This window comes from Candidatus Liberibacter africanus PTSAPSY (assembly GCF_001021085.1).
GTDB classification, from domain to species: Bacteria; Pseudomonadota; Alphaproteobacteria; order Rhizobiales; family Rhizobiaceae; genus Liberibacter; species Liberibacter africanus.
Genome location: NZ_CP004021.1, coordinates 1,100,720 through 1,118,575, shown reverse-complemented (window position 1 = coordinate 1,118,575; position 17,856 = coordinate 1,100,720). Strand labels below are relative to the sequence as shown.

Genomic DNA, 17,856 nt, shown 5'->3' with positions numbered 1-17,856 from the left:
TGGTTAAAAAAATTACTTAATGTTAATAAGAGCAAATGACGATAAACTCCATATCCTTGTATGATTTATCTTTAGAGATGTATAATGAAAAAATCTACTGGCGAATACCCATCTACTATAACAATGGTAGTTGCCAATTAATAGATGTCTGCCCGTGTTCTTTAAGATATTGATTAGCTTTAGAAAAATGACGACAACCAAAAAAACCATGGTGAGCTGATAATGGAGATGGATGTGCAGCCTTAAGAACAAGATGTCTTTTATGGTCTAAAATATCTTGTTTTTTTTGAGAAGCAGCTCCCCACAACATGAAAACTATATTTTTACGCTTATTATTAATCAAATCAATAACGGAATCTGTGAATTTTTCCCATCCTTTTCCTCTATGAGAAGCAGCATGTCCTTCTTCAACTGTTAATACAGCGTTTAATAATAATACACCTTCATATCCCCAATGTTCTAAAAAACCATGCGCAGGAGGAATGAAATTAATATCTTCTTTTAGTTCTTTGTAAACATTAACAAGAGATGGAGGAATACGGGTTCCAACAGGAACACTAAAACACAATCCATGTGCCTGACCATAACCATGATAAGGATCTTGCCCTATGATGACAACTTTCACCTTGTTAAAAGGAGTGATATCAAAAGCACGGAAGTAATGAGATCCTCGGGGAAATATTTTTTTTCCTTTTCTTTTTTCAGAAATAAGAAATTTTTTTAAATTGTGCATATAATCACTTTGAAAATGATTTTCTAGCAAAACTTTCCAACTTTCGTGGATTTTCACTTCTTCCATCTTATTTTCCTTATATGCTCTTGAATTGATTTACTATGGCCAAGAAACTATGGGAGGCATAGATGCCAAAATACTTTCTACATTACCTCCTGTTTGAAATCCAAAATTCGTTCCTTTATCGTAAAGAAGATTAAATTCTACATATCGTCCACGACGTTTTAATAGCTCTTGACGATCCTGTTCAGTAAATAAATGACGATAATTTCGACGGACTAATAATGAATAAAGGTTGACAAAACAATCTCCGACATTAGAGACAAAAGAGAAATCTGCATCAATCCCCCCTATTTTTTGCGAAGAATGCAAATGATCAAAAAATATCCCTCCAACACCGCGTGATTCTTGTCGATGTGGTAGATAAAAATATCGATCACACCCAATCTTTATATTTCTTATAATCAGCCCACTATATGCTGATCACACATTTTTTTTAAAATATCATGGAAGAGTATCACATCTGGATCATTGAGGTTGCGACGAGATTCTAAAAATGGAGTTAGATCAATTCCTCCACCAAACCAATAAGCGCCAGTGATAATCATGCGTAGATTAAAATGTACTGTAGGGACATAAGGATTATAAGGATGGACAATCACCGAAATACCTGTTGCCCAAAAATATGGGTTTTGTAAAGTTCCCGGTATTTGATCTCTAAACTTTGGAGATAAATCTCCGTAAACTGTCGATGTCATAACAGAAGCTTTTTCAAATACTTTTCCACCACACAACGTTGCTATACATCCCCCCCCTAGATCTTTTTGTTTATTTTTATCGCGTAACCAATGTTTTACTTGGAAAAGATCTGAATAAGGGATATCTGTCGAATTTTCTCTTATTTCATTTTCTAATGTTTCCAATTGAGAACAAATAATATCCTGAAGATTCTTAAACTTTTTTTGAGATTTTTTTTTGTGTTCTTCAATATCATCTGGCAGACCTAATTCTATTTCACTAAGATTCATCCCTTAAGTCACTTTACATTTTTTAGAGTTATAACTTTAAAAGAAGCAACTGATCAATTTACAATTTTTGTTGAAAATTGTAAAACAATTGTATCTCTTTATATCTTATTTATTCGCGGTCATTTTGTTTTAGAATATATGTTATTTAAACACTATATAAACATTATCATATCAAGATATTGTACAACATTTTTAATTTTTAAATGCAGAAAAGCTATTTACGTCATAATACCAAGTATATTATGTTTATAAAAACTTATAATTTCTTGATTTTTATTTATTAATGCGGTAGTACGATTGTCGATGGGCCCTTGTAGCTCAGCAGGTAGAGCGCCTGATTTGTAATCAGGAGGTAACGGGTTCGAGTCCTGTCGGGGGCACCAGAAAAAGTTTAACCATTTGATTTAACTGTATTTTTTATAGTATTTGGTTGCACTTTTTAAAGGGTAAGGCTGACTTCACGTGCAAGATATTAAATTCATAATTAAAAAATTTATTGCTTTAAAATGCTTTTTTTATTGATTTTAAATGTTTTTTATCACTACATTAGGATGTGGAACAAGATGGAAAATGTATCTCTGACCTTATGGAGTATAGTTTAATCCTGCTCGAAAGAAAAACTGTGCTTGACTAAAAAATAAAGTAGCTAGAATATCTTATAAAAATGGATGTGCGATTTGAAAGACAAGTGCACGCTTTGAACGGGTTTTTAAAGATATAGGAAATATCCGTATTTACAATAATTTATAAATAAAGAAGGAATGAATTGATATTACAGGCATAAGTATTACCAATTACATCCTTAAGGCTTTTACTTTAATCGTAAGGGTATCAATATTTGTGCTTTTCTTCTTTTATAGCTACATTTATATATTCATTAATAAATTCATATGGAAGACTTATTGATACTTTTATAGGAATTATGGATTCTCTTATGGATAGGTTTGAAAAGATAGGTCAATATTGTTTTGAAAAGCTTAGAAAACTCAAGAAGCCCCCTACTAAGATCATCTTTAAGAAAGATAAAATTCTTCGAAATCGTAGGAGAAAAAGATAATAAATGATTGAATATAAAACATACATTGCGAATAAGATATGGCTTACTTCTAAAGTTCGCATGGTTGCTGAGTCTAAGAGGAGAACCATGAACACTATTTTATGGATTTTAGGGTTTTATTATTCTATTGCTTCCTTATCTGTTCATCTTTTTAGAGTTTTTCACGGATCATATTCCTCTGAGGTTGGAGCTTTTTTTTCTATGATTGGCTTATTTGCACCTTATATTTCTTTAGGCTTGGGTCTTATTAAGTCATCCGATGAATACAGGAAGTGCTATTTAAATCTTCAGAAATTACTAGACAATCCAAGCCCTAGTATCTCTAAGAAATATTCTGATATTTTAGATGACTCCCCTAACCATAATTCCTATGATTATATTGATTTTGTCGTTAAGCACGCTTGGATAGAGATGAAGACTTTGACTGATGGGACAAGTAAAAATGTGGAAGCAACAACAATGATGATAGTGACTTGGGGGTTTAGGAGGTTTTTTTTATGGTTTTTTATTGTTTTGTTCTTTTCACCCCCTCTTGTTTATTGGTGGTTTTGTTTCTTTTATTGAGGCAATAAATGAATTACCCACAAGTAATACTTAAGAACGTTCTATAACATAGATTTGCGGAACTACTAATTACAATATCCTCCTGATATTTTTAAGATACTACAACAGTCAGAGCATAATTAATCAGTAAAGATAGAACTATTACTTTGTCCTATGGGAAAGATTATACTATTGATACTGACAAGGTGAATTAATCCCTAATTACGAATAGAGTAAAGGTGATAAGCTTTATATATTTGAGGGGGGTAAAATATATAGCTAAATCCCCTTAAAAGGTTCATGCCAAATCTTTTGTGGAATTAATTGATGATTGTATGGAGCTAAAAGTTTAAAATTGAATGTAAAAATAAATAAACTTAAAGAAGAAAACGACGTATTAAATTCCTGATTAAAAGATCTTGTAAGTAGAATAAAATTAGTAGAACCTGTAAAAAAAAGATTTACTTTTGATGATGATTTGGTTTTACAAGTTACTGAGAAGAATAATCTATCAGAGATAACATCTAAAAATTTAAAAGGGGAAAAAATAGCAAGATTGTACCAAGATGGACATATGGCTATGACAGGGAATCCTGCTAACGGTGGCTGGATGACTCTCACCGACACAGGATATGTTTTTCTTGAATGGCAACTTGTTAGATGATCAAAATTAAAGCTTTGATAAGGGGGAGAACTGTCGGTAAGGTGTGCAAGGTTAAGTATTAATAGAAATTTCGGATATATCTCAGGTGAAAACAAAAGTATGTATTGGGCATATCCTAATGAGAACTCTGTTGCTTATCTTTCAAGTTCTGCATATAACATTTCAAAGATTGCTCCTCCAATGAAGAGATATACGCAAACTTTGGGCAGTGGTAGGTAAAATAGACGGTTATTATATAACATGGCATTATCTCCAAGAGATCATTGAGTAGAATATATTACCTGCTCAATAGGTATTTTTTTTGATTAATGTCTAAATTAATTTGTACAATGTTCCTATTAGTGACAACACTGTAGTGATAAATATTCTCAAAAACCATCTAAAGTGCTTTTGCAAATAGTCTCTAATTTCTATTTTAATATAAGATATATCTTGCTTAATTTCCATTTTAATTTAACGTCAGATATTTCTGTTCTAACGTTAGATCTATTCTGCTTAAATTCTGTTCTAATATTGGCTATATCCGTTCTAACGTTAGCTATTTCTATTCTAACGCCAGCTACTTCTGTTGTAACTTTAGCTATATCATCCTTAAGTTATGCTCTAGTATTAAGCAATTAGTTACAAGAAAAGATAAATGGTTTTTATGGATGCAATTTGAACGATTGTAAATTAATCAGTTGCTTCTTTTAAAGTTATAACTCTAAAAAATGTAAAGTGACTTAAGGGATGAATCTTAGTGAAATAGAATTAAGTCTGCCAGGTGATATTGAAGAACACAAAAAAAATCTCAAAAAAAGTTTAAGAATCTTCAGGATATTATTTGTTCTCAATTGGAAACATTAGAATAAGGGCTATCTTTTTCATCGTTATGTTTGTTAGTGCTATTTTTAACTTCCGTAGATGCCATTGTATTTTCCCCTCACCTACTTATTCTTATTCTTATTCCTCAGCTTAAGATTATTATTATTAAGTGAAAATATTCCCTAATTGTACACCTTTTTTAGTTCTCATAAAAAAGGAAAGGCGTGGGAAAAAATTAAAATTATAATGTAGCCAATACTCCAAACGGAGGCATGAAAGAGTATGCCATCGTATTTTCTCTCATTAATATGGAATTAAATCAATCATGTATATAGTGTGTATAGCATTATTATTACAACTTTTTTATTTATTACAACTTTTTTATTTATGTTTACTATATAGGAATTTTAATAATGAATATATCGAAATATACAACTATTTTGCCAGCCCTATTGGTTGCTGGTGGGTTAGCTTAATGCGAAAACAATGATACATCTGCAAGGGATATTTATAGAAAGGGTATGATTATTGGGCGAGATACATATGGGCCAACAATGGAACAGATTCAAGTTATAGAGACTGCTAATAAGGAGAAAGAATCTAAAGAGAATGCTAATAAGAATAAAGAATCTAAAGAGACTGATAATAAGGATAAAGAATCTAATAAGGATAAAGAATCTAATAAAAATTAGAATACAACATAAAGAAAAGATAAAATTAATACATTGATACAGAAAGAGGACTTATATTAGCCCTCTTTCAACCTCTAACTCTCTTCTTCTGCACGATTTTATCGGTATACAAAAGCCAAGAATACAAGCGATAATCTCTTGTTCAAACGAAGTGAGAACAGCGAGAGGACTTTGAACAATGAAGTTCTCTTTCACACCCCACCATACTAATAACGGATAAAAAATAATCCAAAAAACAGTTGTAACAGGTCGAACCACAGCAGTGAAGCCATCAACCCATTGAACGCCACTTTTGTGTTTGTGCTCATTAATCCTTGCCAATCTAACGGGCTTTTCTGCTTTAATCCCTTCAACAGTAGTCATGTGCTCAGCATTGATCTTCGCCAATTCAAGCTTCAACCTATCATGTTCTATTGATTGATCGGAATTCATTTGTTCTGCATTGATCTTCGCCAATTCAAGCTTTAACTTATCATGTTCTATTGATTGCTTGGACTTCACATGTTCTGCTATCGTTTCAAACACAGACGGGATAAAACGAAGCAAGAACCTAAACACCCCTCCGGTTATAAAAGACTGTATCATAATTTAATCCACTTTTTGATATCTTGAAAACAATATGAAATCACTGCTAATTTCGCAGAAATCACACCAATATTTTTGACAAACGAAAACAAGCCCAGCATAACGGTTATCGCATCTCGGGAACCGGATATTTTGCAGCAGAGAGATAATCCTCTACATCTCTGAACCGATTAGTATAGGCAGTTGTAATATCACCCATTTGTTTTTAAAACGTCAGGATCTCCCCTTCCTAGTTTCTTCAAAAAATCTCTATTTCTTTGTAATCTTTTTAAACGCTCATTATTCCTTGTTTCTGTTTCATTCTTCGACGATTTTTCTGTGGGTAAACGCTGACCCCTACAAAACGAAAAAAGCTAGCTTATCTAACGATTTAATCTTATCCCCTGATACAAAACTCATCCACGCCCAGTTCAAAGTTAGTGCGAGTTTAGCCACTTTTCTAATGGTTGCATCGTAGTTAGAATCAAGCTCCGCTTTCAGTCGACAGTCATCTTGAATATCTTTGTCCCTTTCATGCTCTATCTCTTTCGTTTTTAGTTTCAAATAGTACTGAGCAATTTGCTTGTCTTGCCAAGGGCGCGGTTCTTTGTGGTTCTGTAGAACTGTTCCCTTTTTGCCCCCATTAAAATATAAATTTCGTAAAGGCGAGAGAATTAAACTTGAATTTTGGATGAAGAACGTTTTTTATTAAATCTTTATCCGATCTAATTTATCTTGTTCTATCTCCAAATAATGGTAACTATTTAACTATTACCCAACTGCAGAAGAGCTTTTAGATAACCCGCATTTGGATATAACAATCTAAGATAAGATTAGCTTGGTTCTATCTATAGTTGAATTTCTGTGTTTTGTCAATTTTAAAAAGTAAAAAAATAGTAGAATCAAATATTTAGTCACGCGCACTTGTGAGTGATTATTCAAAAAAATAAAAAATCACAAATCGGTGACGTATAGCGTTTCTCCCTAAGCTCCGTAAGTTTGTAGGGTATCCCCCTCTTACGAAATTGGTTTGCATTAGAAACCCTTTTTTCAATTTTTTTCTTGAGATTTGTGAGCCTACTGAGCTCCTGAAGCAGTAAAGCTCCTAAGTTCCTGAAACAGTAGAGCCTATAAATTAGAAATCGTCAGAAATGGCTGTCTATTTAGTTTTATTTTCTTTGACTTAAATTCTCCTTAGTAGATTTATAACTAGGAGCTGACGAGGCTAAAATACGTTTACACGAGCGTTCACAGTCGAATGTTTATGCTAATAGATTTGCTCTCTATCTGCGTCACATCCCCGTATTTAGCATAAAGTACCAGATTTTTGATTTGTGATCTCTGTCTCTCCTGCTACTATAGCAGCGCGGGTTCTTAAGCTCTTCTTCTGAAGGGCTTTTGTCAAGTTCAGTTGCTAAAGCTTCAGCTATATCATCTAGCTGTTACTCTTTTGCTGCTTCCAATCGCTCCCTAATCTTAGGATTACTATCCATCATCAGACGAAAAGCATATACCGTCGGCCTTTCAGGTTCTTTTAGCACTTTGCTCAGCATTATGCCCTTCAAAAATTCACTAATTATAAGCTCCATAGCTTCTAAAGTAGGATTTCTATGCTGTTACTCTTTTGCTGCTTTCAATCGCCCCCTAATCTTAGGATTACTATCCATCATCAGACGAAAAGCATATACCGTCGGCCTTCCAGGGTTTTTTAGCACTTTTCTCAGCATCCTGCCCTTCAAAAATTCACTAATTATAAGCTCAATAGCCTCTAAAAATAGGATTTCTATCAGGATTACGTGGCTTATAAAGCTTTAAAGATCTTTTTCAAGATCATAGAGTCTTAAATAATTGAATTAAGGCAGTATTATAATCTAAAAACCAGGAAAAAGTAACCTTAATTCACGCATGCGAAAGAACGAAAAAAGACAGGAGATTAAGGATCCTTTAGGCGGATAATCAGCCAATTTTTATCATGAGGAGCCGATCTTGGTCAAGATTAAAGCTAGGGTGGTTCACGCTAGTTCATTAATGGTTAAATATTTCTAAAAACCTAAAATCTACATAGATTCATATGTTTATAGATATTATTCGTAGGTGGTTCACTGGTTCATTACTTTTTAAAAACCCTTACGCGCGAAAAAGTAGTAAAAAACATAAAAATCCACGTATATAAAATCTCACCTGTATATCACGTGTATATATGAACTTTTTAAAAAACAGTGCACCATATGAACCACCCATGACATGGGTTATAATGTATATGATTTTAGGGTATTATTAGCTTTTTTAAATCTGTTCACCATTAATGAACCACCATGAACCACTCCTAGGCTATGTTTTTTTAGCTACATTAGTGAGTGATTACGACCGTACAAAGAAAGATCTAGAGCATGAAGAAGCTAAAAAGAAATGGGAAGATACAGAGAAAATACGGTTCAGGATGATATATGAGGCACACCAAGCTAAAGGGCCTTTGAGACGGAGAGTTCTTGAACTTGAAGAAGCTTTACGGAGGAAATAGGCCGAGCAGGCAAAAGCAATAACTAGGATATGTCATGAGCTTAAAGAAGCTTTAAAGCAGAAAGAGCTCGAGTATGCAGAAGCTTTGAAGCAGAAAGAACTTGAATGCCAAGAAGATATAAAACAGATAAAATCTGTGGCAAGACAGTTAAGCTTTAAAACGGACAAATTAATAGTAAATCAAGATAACTACATATCTAGATTAAAAATTGAAAACAATATTTTGCTTTATACTAGGAGGCTCTTAAACGAACAACCGATGGCAAGATCCATTAAACCACTCCAAATCTGGACCTGTTGATTAGCCCGCTCCAAAATCTGGATGCGGGTATTTTTGTATCTTTTAAAGCAGGAAAAGCTTGGGATTTGGAGCTTCAGGAGCTATTGTGCCTAACTTGTGCCCAATCTGTGCCTTAATTTCTAGAGAGAAATAATCCCTATAATCATATACTTGTAGATTTATTCAGTATTGTGCCTAATTTTACTCACTCCTACAGCTCCCTGTATATATATATACTCGTAGGAATATAGCCCTATACATGATAGGAATATAATATTATGAGTATAGTATACGTGCGTACCACTCTAAAAATAAGGCACAATAGGCACAATAGATTAAGTTAATGATAATAGGTTATTTATATCATTAAGGAGCTAGGCACAATCTAGGCACAATAGTAATTTCAGGGTTTTAAACTTTTTCAAGCTAAAGAAAACCCACCTCTTAGCTTAAGGAGCTTAAGAAGTCCGGCCCAAGATGTCATCTGCTAGGTTTCCATGGCTTCTCCTGCTCCTGATCGGCCCACGGGAGTTAAAAGCTTCTTCAACTCCCAAAACTTTTCAACTTCCGCGCGATTTTCTCTTGCATTTACCGCCATTTAATGCTATAATATTACCGTAATTCAATTATTTAGGACTCTTTAACTTTGAAAGATAAGAAATCTATAAAACCTTATAAGCCAAGAGACCCAGCCAGAGCTCCTACTAAAGAAGCTATGGAGCTCATAATCAGCGAAGTTTCAAAAGGCAGAATGCTTATCGATGTTATGGATGATGCAGGAAGGCCAACAGATTACGGTTTTCGTCGTGCATTAGACAGCAATCCAGAGCTCCGAGAGCGATTGGATATAGCTATTGAGAAACAACATGATAGAATAGCCAAGTCTTTAATCACTGAGGTTGATACGCCTCCACCAGAAGAAGAGCTCAAGCATCCGGAATACTACAGTGATAAGAGAGACAGAGAGCATAGAGTCAAGTGTGGTATCTAGAGCGTGTAGGACGCTCGAAGTATGGTGTGTAACACAGATAGAGAGCAAATCTGTCACCATAGGCCTCAGAGCTTACGAAGCTAAAATGGATGCCGATATAGACCGTATTTTAGCATCGTCAGAGCTCACTCCTAAAGCTCATAAGGTAATTAAGCCAAAGACTCTAAAACTAAATAGAGAACCATTTCTGTTGATTTATAAGCTTATACTGCTGTAAGAGCTTAGACAGCTTAGACAGTTTAAGAACAAAGTTAAAAAAGAGTTTCAATAGCAAAACAACTTCTTAAGAGGCCCCCCAAGCTTACAAAAGCCCCTAAAAAGCTTATGATTCATTCCAATTCTTCAAGTAGTTTAAATAGGAGAAGGCGTTTCGCAAGCTCCTCACAATTATTTTTGATCACGATGCAGTGTCGTTTCGACAATTCATCATGTTATTTTACTTCGTAACTTTTCATTGTAGCATTCTCTTTCTTCTATCATCTCGTCGAATTTCTCCTCGTTCATAAGATAAAGAAGCCTTTGTATATGCTTGTTGTAACTATCATCTTTGTGATTTTTTATATAATACGGTAACGGTAATTTTGCATAAAGATTTAAGATACCCTCAATCCTTTCTATTAATGCAGGCGCTGCCTTCTTAACCTCTTCTTCCGATGGTCTATATTTTTTAGATGTCACATAAATGCTTGACATATGTCTTTTCCCGGGTATAGGACCGATCTGTGTACAATATTCAATTTTACCTTCCCTCTTATCCTCCGGAATGCCTAATACATCATAGATAAAATCAGGAACCTCACGGGAGTAAACGCGTTTATAGCAATATAAATGAGGATCACATTTCTTTAAATGAGAAAAATCTCCATTGATCTCGAATAGATGCGGTCGGTCTAAACAGTCAAGAGAATCGATTATCTGATCAATGAATTGTTTTAAGTGATAATTCTTACGCTGTAACTCTGAAGCTTTATTTTTTTTATCTTAGAGATCTTTCTTTTTTAAGGCCTCTTCATGCTCAAGTTCTTTCTTTTTTAAGGCCTCGTTAACCGCTGGTGCAATTAAACAAATACAGATTATTAATACCTCTGCCCATAAGAAAACCACAATTCTAGGAAAATAACAAAAACATAGTAAGTTAAGCACCAAAAATATTAAAAGATATGGCAAACAATATTTACCAGAAGAGGAGCATAACTTAATCGCTTTCCAAATAAATTTAAAATCTCCTTTAATTCTTGCAAAAGATAGTAGATAACATATTAGATATATAGATAGCATAAGTAATGAGATAAACAAATCTCTTAACATTTCCCCCAAATAGTAGTAAATAATTGTGAGCAACTTATCTAAAAAGTTGTAAATAATTGTCTCCAACACTTATACCTTTCTTTGCTTTTCCCTTGAAGATACCGACGATTGATTTGATTTAAGTTGAGTTTAGTTGGCAATCTTCTACCTTTCTTTCTACTGTTGGGTATGATTTCTTCATCTTCGAAATACAGCCAATCCAGTGGCTTATTCAACGCCCTCTTGATCTTAAGGGCGGTTTTGATTTCAGGAGCTGACCGGCCTATTTCGTAAGTACTAATGGTTGAGATAGGAAGCCCAGTCCACTCCCCAAATTCCTTTAAGGTTAGTCCTTCGTCTTTACGGAATTTCCTAAGTCTCTTACCTATTTCTATAGGGTTTAACGAGCGTTTTTTCTCTCTATCTGAACTTTTTATCTTAGCTTCAGACCCATCATACAACCAATCAAAAGACGCCCCAAATTCATTACGCAGAAATAATGCGTAGTGGGTACTAGCAGGCTGTATACCTTTTTCAAACATAGATATACTACCATTAAAAGCTTTAGCTTTATCAATAATTTCAAGCTGATTCAGTCCTTTGTTTAACCGAAGGTTTCTAAAACGCTGTCCTATTCCTATCCAGTTTAGTTTATTTTTATCGTTATTTTCCATATCTCTTTTATATATTATAAACCGGAGGTTTAGTAAAGAGTTAAACGTATTTTAATAAGTGCATATGGCGGCGGTGGAGTTAATAAACTATGTAGTAACTGTAAAGATTTTTCTTTTGAGACAGAGGAGACATTACAGAAAAAAAAGAAGAGAACTTCAAGACAGTTTTGATGAAGGTTCATGTTCCTATTTTTGAATCTTTACAAACATGCTTAGATGTGGTCGGCAAAAAGCACGATACTTTTCAACAACTGCCCGTGGTAAACCTTTCTCATCTTCAGCTTCTTTCGGCAACTGGTTTAGAGATAGATGTAAAGGAGCAGGATTACCCAATGAATATAGAGCCTTAATGGACTACGAAAAGCACGAGCAACAATATCAACGAATGCAGATGCTAGTCGAACTTATAGCTATCTACGGATGGTCAAAAACAGATATGGATGAACTCTATAACAGAGAAGTAAATGCAAAAAACTTGCTTATAAAACGGCTAGAATGATCGCAGATTGCGTGTAAAATGTTAGTTTATTTAATATATTGGCAATTGATATATTGGCAATTGATATATGAAAACATCACAATATAAAATAATTTAATTATTATAAGCACCGTAGTATCTTCTTGTAAAACATCATCGTAATCGAGAAATAAAGTAATCAATAATACAGTGAGGAAACAAGAAAAAGAACGTAAAAAATAATCAGAAGAAAAATAGCTAATATTCTTTCTAGATAAGATACGAGAAGATAGAGATAGCTATTAAGACATTATAGCTTTTATGGTTTTGCACATATCAATCCTCTCCGCTTATTTTCTATATGATATTATACCAAAATCCACGGTGCATGCGGTGATTTTTTATCTGAAAAAGATGATAATAATAATCTATGTATTTATTTTCCACACTTTGCTCAATAAAAAGTATAAGCACTAATCCCTAGCTATTTTCTCATCGATCAAGCGGAGAAAACAACTAATTTTTCAATATATAGTAAAATATCTCTTGAAAACACGTAAGCGTACTAGGAGATTTATTTTTACATACTATGAGGTTATTATAGCCAAAAACGCACAGCTCCAACATCTATATGAATAAAATGAGGATAATAACCAACCCCTCCTTGTCGAAGACGTACGGCTACTTTATAGATCTCTTTTACAGAAACTCCTGGAATATAAAAATCAACGGCTTTACCTAAAACATGCTGACTTCTTCGCGCTACTTTAATATTGCGCTTTCGCAACATTTGATTAGTTTCTTCTGCACGAAATCCAGATAATATATAAATATATCGTGATTCATTAAAATGGCTATGTATATTCCATAAAAAATCAAATAGCTCTGGTTGCAGATTAGTAGATTTTTTAGAATGTCGATCATATAACAAGCGATTTAATTGTGACAATCCTTCTTGATCGTATTGGTCACCACGCTTAAAAGTAATAACCGCCTTAACTCCCGTATAAACTACATAAATTTTCAAAGTTTTTACTTTTTTCTGTTCCAAAGCGTTCGTAATAGAAGAGATTTGACGTAAGTTTTGGTGGTTAAATGAAATAATATTGAATAATAATAGTGTTATAAAATAACCTAATAGTATCAATCCAAATTTTAAGAAACGTAATATTTTAGTTTTGTTCGAATATTTTTTCATAAAAGCTATTTTTATAATAGTTGAGAACATGTTTTGTTCTAGGAAAATATTTATTAGGAAATGCAAATTCTTTTATAATTTTTTTATATAAAATTTTCTACTTTTTACGTAATTTACAGTTAATATAACATGTATAATACATTGAAAAAACGATCTTAATCGTTATAATCGTCTTCTTAATGACCGAAGAATAATTCTGTAAGTTATGCTTATAATTTTTATTACATATTTTTTTGATTAATAAAATGGAAATATTAACATTCATAATATATCTATAATAGGTCTTCTATAGAATTTATTCTAATCCAATCTTCTTTAAATTGATGCGAAATCCATGTTTTTTGTCTTTTGGCATATTGATTCGTTGCAACGACACCTTTGTTTAATGTTTGGTCATAATTCATTTCACCATTTAATAACGCGATAATTTCACGTACTCCTATTGCTTTCATTATTGGTAAATCTAATGATAAATTCATTTTTACTAGACTACATATTTCATCTATAGCACCTGAATCCAACATTTTTTTAAAGCGTCGATAAATTCTATTTTTTAACTCATCTTTCTCAGGAATAATGATGATTTTACATGTTGATTCAAGGGGAATGACAGGATTCGATGATTGTTTCCAAAATTCTATGATAGATCGTCCAGAAAACACTTTAATTTCAAGAGCACGTGCAATCCTTTGAGCATCAGAAGGATGAATTTGTTGTGCAGCAAGATGATCTACACGAGATAATTCATCATGGATCACATGAGAGCCATATTTTTTTATTTTTTCACGTATATTTTGTCTTACTTCATTGGGTATTTCAGGCATAGTAGATATCTGACCCATTAGTGCACGGAAATATAAACCTGTTCCGCCTATTATGATAGGTAAAAAACGGTTGTTACGTACTTCTGTAATTGTTTTAACAGCACTACTTAACCATTTTCCAACAGAATAACTTTCCTGAGCAGGAATATGACCATAAAGATAATGAGGAACTGATTGCATGTCCTGATAAGATGGTCGAGAAGTAAGAATACTAAGTGTATCATATACTTGCATGCTATCAGCGTTAATAATCGCACCATTAAATTTACGTGCTAATTTCAAAGCACAAAGCGACTTACCGCTAGCTGTTTGACCAAATATAAAAATAGCATTATTATTTGTCGAAAGGAACATCACTATGGCTCTTATTGCTACACTTATCACACATCGTTCTCATCCTATACTGAGTAGTTCTCTTGTGAAACAAATAATACAAACAGTCAATGCTTCTGCATTTTACTGGCTTGCATATTCTATTGCATGCGATATCATCCTGCCTTCAGAAGAAGCGATTGATGATTACAAAAAGAAGATACTTTCCATTATTGCAGAAAAACCTATTGATCTTGTTATACATAAGCACGAAAATAGACGAAAAAGCCTTCTTGTTTCTGATATGGACTCTACTATGATAGAACAAGAATGCATTGATGAATTGGCAGATACAATAGGAATAAAAGAGCAAATAGCTCATATTACTTCTCGTGCAATGAATGACGAGATATCTTTTCAACATTCACTACGTGAAAGAGTATCCCTACTCAAAGGAACTTCTACAAAAATCATTGATTCTCTCATTGAAAAAAAAATCACGTATAATCCTGGAGGATATGAACTAGTCCATACTATGAAAAAACATGGTGCTTTTACCCTTATGATTACATGTGGATTTACAATATTTGCCCGTATTATTGCTAAAAATCTTGGCTTTGATCGATACTATGCAAATCAATTCATCGAAAAAGATAATATATTGACAGGAGAAATTGTAGAACCAATGCTTGATAGTGTGAAAAAATCAAAGATTCTATTGGAAACCACACAAAAGCTGCGAATTAATCCTGAAGATACCATCGCAGTCGGCGATGGTATAAATGATTTTGATATGCTTAAAGTGGCAGGATATGGGGTTGCTTTCCATGCTAAACCATCTCTTGCAAAAAAAGCAAAAATACGAATTGATCACAGTGACCTTGAGTCCTTGCTATATATTCAAGGATATAAACAAGAAGAATTCGTAAGATCTCAATAAACAGTTAAAGTTTGAAATAAGTTCACGTTACATTTCTTTAATTTTTTATAGTAATCAGAAAATGCACATGTATTAATTGAAATATTTTATTAATTGAAATATTTTTATTTTTGTCGAACTTGACAACGCATCTTATTAACCGTGCATATCTTATCTAAATAACTATCGTATTATTTCATATTTCTTTCTTGAAAATGATTAAAATACTTAAAAAAGTCTGAGTCTGGAGAAAGGACCAAGAAAGTATCTGAGGAACTCAAAGAGTTGCTATATGCTTTCATAGAGCGATAGAACTCAAAAAACTCAGGATCTTTCTGAAAAACATTAGAGAGAATACGTCCTCTTTCTGCTTCGCCTTTCCCATAATTTATTTCAGAGTCACGTCGTGCCTCAGATAAAATCTGAGTTGCTTTACGATCAGCAATAGACATGCGTTTTTGTCCCTCTTCTCGTCCTCGAGCACGGATAAACTCCGCCTCTGCTAAACGTTCTGCTTTCATTCTATCATATGTTTGTTGAGAGACTTCTTGTGTTAAATCAGTACGCAATACACGCACATCTTCTATGCTAATCCCTAATTTTTCAGAATCATGACGTAAATCATCCCGCACTTCTAGCATCATTTTCGTACGTTGTTTGGATAACGCATCATCAAAACGCCGCAAACCATAAACACGCCTGATAGACGCATCGAGACGGGTACGCAAGCGCGATTCTGCAGCAACACGATCACACGAAACAGATTCACAAAATAAAGCAGGATCAACTATTCTGTGAGTCATCATTGCATTAACTTCGTAGAATTTTCCATCAGCGACTTGTACTCGAATATTATCAAGATTTAAACGCATAGTTTGTTTTGGCAAATATTTAACATTATCGATATTCATAAAAGAAAATGGCATTTTAAAATAAATGCCTGGATTCTTATAAACAGCATTAATTCTTCCAAATCGAGTAACAACCGCTTGTTTCCGAGCATCAACGATAAAAAAAGAAGAATAAGAAATTCCTGCGAATAGAAATATAAATAAAAATAAATAAACAGAGAACTTATTACTCATCATTTATACCACCTGATTCCTTTTTCTTCGTAACACGAGAAAAAACTTTGTTGAGAGGAAAATAAGGCATAATACCCTGTTTTTTATCAATGATAATTTTTTTTGTTTTCTTTAAAATATCTTCCATCGTTTCTAAATATATTCTTTTACGAAGCAATGCAGGTGCATGAGAATACTGTCCATAGATAGACAAGAAGCGATCTGCTTCCCCCTGAGCTTCTTGAATTACACGATCCCTATAAGCAATAGATGATTCACGAATACGAGAGGCTTCACCTCTAGATGATCCTAATACTCTATTAGAGTACTTATTGGATTCTTCAACAAAACGATCTTCATCTTGCTCTGCACGTTGTACTTCATCAAAAGCATCCGCCACTTCCCGAGGAGGAGAAACATCTTCAATCGAAATTGTATTTATTAATATTCCGGACTTGTAATAATCCATGGTCTTTTGAATAACATCTCTTACTTCCAAGGATATTTGTTGACGTTGAGATCGAAAAATATCGACCGCAAATCTTCTTCCTACTACTTCACGTATTGCGCTTTCAGATACTTGCCTCAAAGTTTCTCCAGGACTCTCTAAATTGAAAAGATATGATCGAGGATCAGTCACAACATACAAGACAGAAAATTGTAAACTAACAATATTTTGATCTCCAGTAAGGATCAAACCATTGTGAGAATGGGCAGTAGAAGGTTTTCCTATATTCTGTTGCCGTTCTATAACTTTAACAATCTCAACTTGATCAATCGGCCACAACATCACGTGCAAACCAGGCAACATAATCTCATCTTTTGGTCTACCAAAGCGTAATTCTACGCCTCTCTCATCAGGATGAACAATGTAGATTGATTCAATAGCACAGAATAAAAAGATTAATAAAAATAAAACATAAAAAGGACCATATATGTTAAAAGATGGTATCCGATATAATATATCCTTTACCCATCGAATGATCGCATCTAAATCAAAAGGAGGACGATCGTTACTATTGTTATTGGAATTATTCAATATTTTAGGACGCCAAGGCCCATCACTACGATCATTACTATGAGGCATTAAAATCTCTTACTATAATAAAATAAAATATAACCTACAATACATCTTCGGTGTATAAACAGATGATTTGAATATGTCAACTACAATATCATTGAAAATATTATCAAAATTTTTTATAGAAAATCACGATGGTATATTATAATCTAATTGTATAATCA

General features: G+C 33.4%; 15 protein-coding genes, 1 tRNA gene and 2 pseudogenes. 9 read left to right on the top strand and 9 right to left on the bottom strand.

The genetic code is table 11. The annotated features are described in order from the left end of the window. Window positions 1-115: 115 nt before the first annotated feature. Window positions 116-799, bottom strand: a complete 684-nt coding sequence (ung, locus tag G293_RS05040) for a uracil-DNA glycosylase (RefSeq protein ID WP_047264565.1) — start codon at window positions 797-799, stop codon at window positions 116-118. 33 nt (window positions 800-832) lie between these two features. Continuing rightward, window positions 833-1,761 (bottom strand): annotated as a pseudogene (hemF, locus tag G293_RS05035) (oxygen-dependent coproporphyrinogen oxidase). 307 nt (window positions 1,762-2,068) lie between these two features. On the opposite strand from hemF, the gene G293_RS05030 reads away from it, so the two are divergent. From G293_RS05030 to G293_RS05770, 4 genes are all read left to right on the top strand, one after another. After that, window positions 2,069-2,144: transfer RNA gene (locus tag G293_RS05030), tRNA-Thr, on the top strand. 677 nt (window positions 2,145-2,821) lie between these two features. Continuing rightward, window positions 2,822-3,382, top strand: a complete 561-nt coding sequence (locus tag G293_RS05020) for an SLATT domain-containing protein (protein WP_047264563.1) — start codon at window positions 2,822-2,824, stop codon at window positions 3,380-3,382. 457 nt (window positions 3,383-3,839) lie between these two features. Continuing rightward, complete coding sequence (locus tag G293_RS05015; RefSeq protein ID WP_047264562.1) at window positions 3,840-4,025, top strand: hypothetical protein; 186 nt, start codon at window positions 3,840-3,842, stop codon at window positions 4,023-4,025. Window positions 4,026-5,350: 1,325 nt separating this feature from the next. Further along, on the top strand, window positions 5,351-5,521 hold the full coding sequence (locus tag G293_RS05770) for a hypothetical protein (protein ID WP_158402239.1): 171 nt from the start codon (window positions 5,351-5,353) through the stop codon (window positions 5,519-5,521). Between the two features lie 67 nt (window positions 5,522-5,588). Here the strand turns inward: G293_RS05770 and G293_RS05010 are convergent. Further along, a pseudogene (locus G293_RS05010) lies at window positions 5,589-6,106 on the bottom strand (hypothetical protein). Window positions 6,107-8,438: 2,332 nt separating this feature from the next. On the opposite strand from G293_RS05010, the gene G293_RS05765 reads away from it, so the two are divergent. Both G293_RS05765 and G293_RS04990 read left to right on the top strand, forming a co-directional pair. Beyond that, a complete protein-coding gene (locus tag G293_RS05765; RefSeq protein WP_158402237.1) occupies window positions 8,439-8,606 on the top strand; it encodes a hypothetical protein in 168 nt (55 codons plus the stop codon). A 994-nt stretch (window positions 8,607-9,600) separates the two neighbouring features. Then, complete coding sequence (locus G293_RS04990; RefSeq protein WP_148407350.1) at window positions 9,601-9,876, top strand: terminase small subunit-like protein; 276 nt, start codon at window positions 9,601-9,603, stop codon at window positions 9,874-9,876. Between the two features lie 426 nt (window positions 9,877-10,302). Here the strand turns inward: G293_RS04990 and G293_RS04980 are convergent, their stop codons facing one another. Then, window positions 10,303-10,569, bottom strand: coding sequence for a hypothetical protein (locus G293_RS04980; RefSeq protein WP_047264556.1), 267 nt, complete (start codon window positions 10,567-10,569; stop codon window positions 10,303-10,305). A gap of 653 nt (window positions 10,570-11,222) precedes the next feature. Continuing rightward, on the bottom strand, window positions 11,223-11,837 hold the full coding sequence (locus G293_RS04970) for a helix-turn-helix domain-containing protein (RefSeq protein ID WP_047264554.1): 615 nt from the start codon (window positions 11,835-11,837) through the stop codon (window positions 11,223-11,225). Between the two features lie 170 nt (window positions 11,838-12,007). Between G293_RS04970 and G293_RS05760 the strand changes: the two genes are divergently transcribed. Together G293_RS05760 and G293_RS05755 are read left to right on the top strand one after the other, a co-directional pair. Continuing rightward, window positions 12,008-12,187, top strand: a complete 180-nt coding sequence (locus G293_RS05760) for a hypothetical protein (protein ID WP_047264553.1) — start codon at window positions 12,008-12,010, stop codon at window positions 12,185-12,187. Then, window positions 12,187-12,336: a hypothetical protein gene (locus G293_RS05755; protein ID WP_158402235.1), complete on the top strand. Its 150-nt coding sequence runs from the start codon at window positions 12,187-12,189 to the stop codon at window positions 12,334-12,336. The genes G293_RS05760 and G293_RS05755 overlap by 1 nt, the downstream gene beginning before the upstream one ends. A 556-nt stretch (window positions 12,337-12,892) precedes the next feature. Here the strand turns inward: G293_RS05755 and G293_RS04960 are convergent. Both G293_RS04960 and miaA read right to left on the bottom strand, forming a co-directional pair. After that, window positions 12,893-13,522, bottom strand: a complete 630-nt coding sequence (locus G293_RS04960) for a YcbK family protein (RefSeq protein WP_244464385.1) — start codon at window positions 13,520-13,522, stop codon at window positions 12,893-12,895. Window positions 13,523-13,764: 242 nt separating this feature from the next. Continuing rightward, a complete protein-coding gene (gene miaA, locus G293_RS04955; protein WP_052775053.1) occupies window positions 13,765-14,670 on the bottom strand; it encodes a tRNA (adenosine(37)-N6)-dimethylallyltransferase MiaA in 906 nt (301 codons plus the stop codon). 4 nt (window positions 14,671-14,674) lie between these two features. On the opposite strand from miaA, the gene serB reads away from it, so the two are divergent. Beyond that, entirely contained in the window at window positions 14,675-15,568 is an 894-nt protein-coding gene (serB, locus tag G293_RS04950) for a phosphoserine phosphatase SerB (protein WP_047264552.1), read from the top strand. Window positions 15,569-15,738: 170 nt separating this feature from the next. Here serB and hflC read toward each other — a convergent pair whose 3' ends face one another. Further along, entirely contained in the window at window positions 15,739-16,635 is an 897-nt protein-coding gene (gene hflC, locus G293_RS04945; RefSeq protein WP_200897309.1) for a protease modulator HflC, read from the bottom strand. Beyond that, complete coding sequence (gene hflK, locus G293_RS04940; RefSeq protein WP_047264551.1) at window positions 16,625-17,698, bottom strand: FtsH protease activity modulator HflK; 1,074 nt, start codon at window positions 17,696-17,698, stop codon at window positions 16,625-16,627. The genes hflC and hflK overlap by 11 nt, the downstream gene beginning before the upstream one ends. Window positions 17,699-17,856 lie beyond the last annotated feature (158 nt).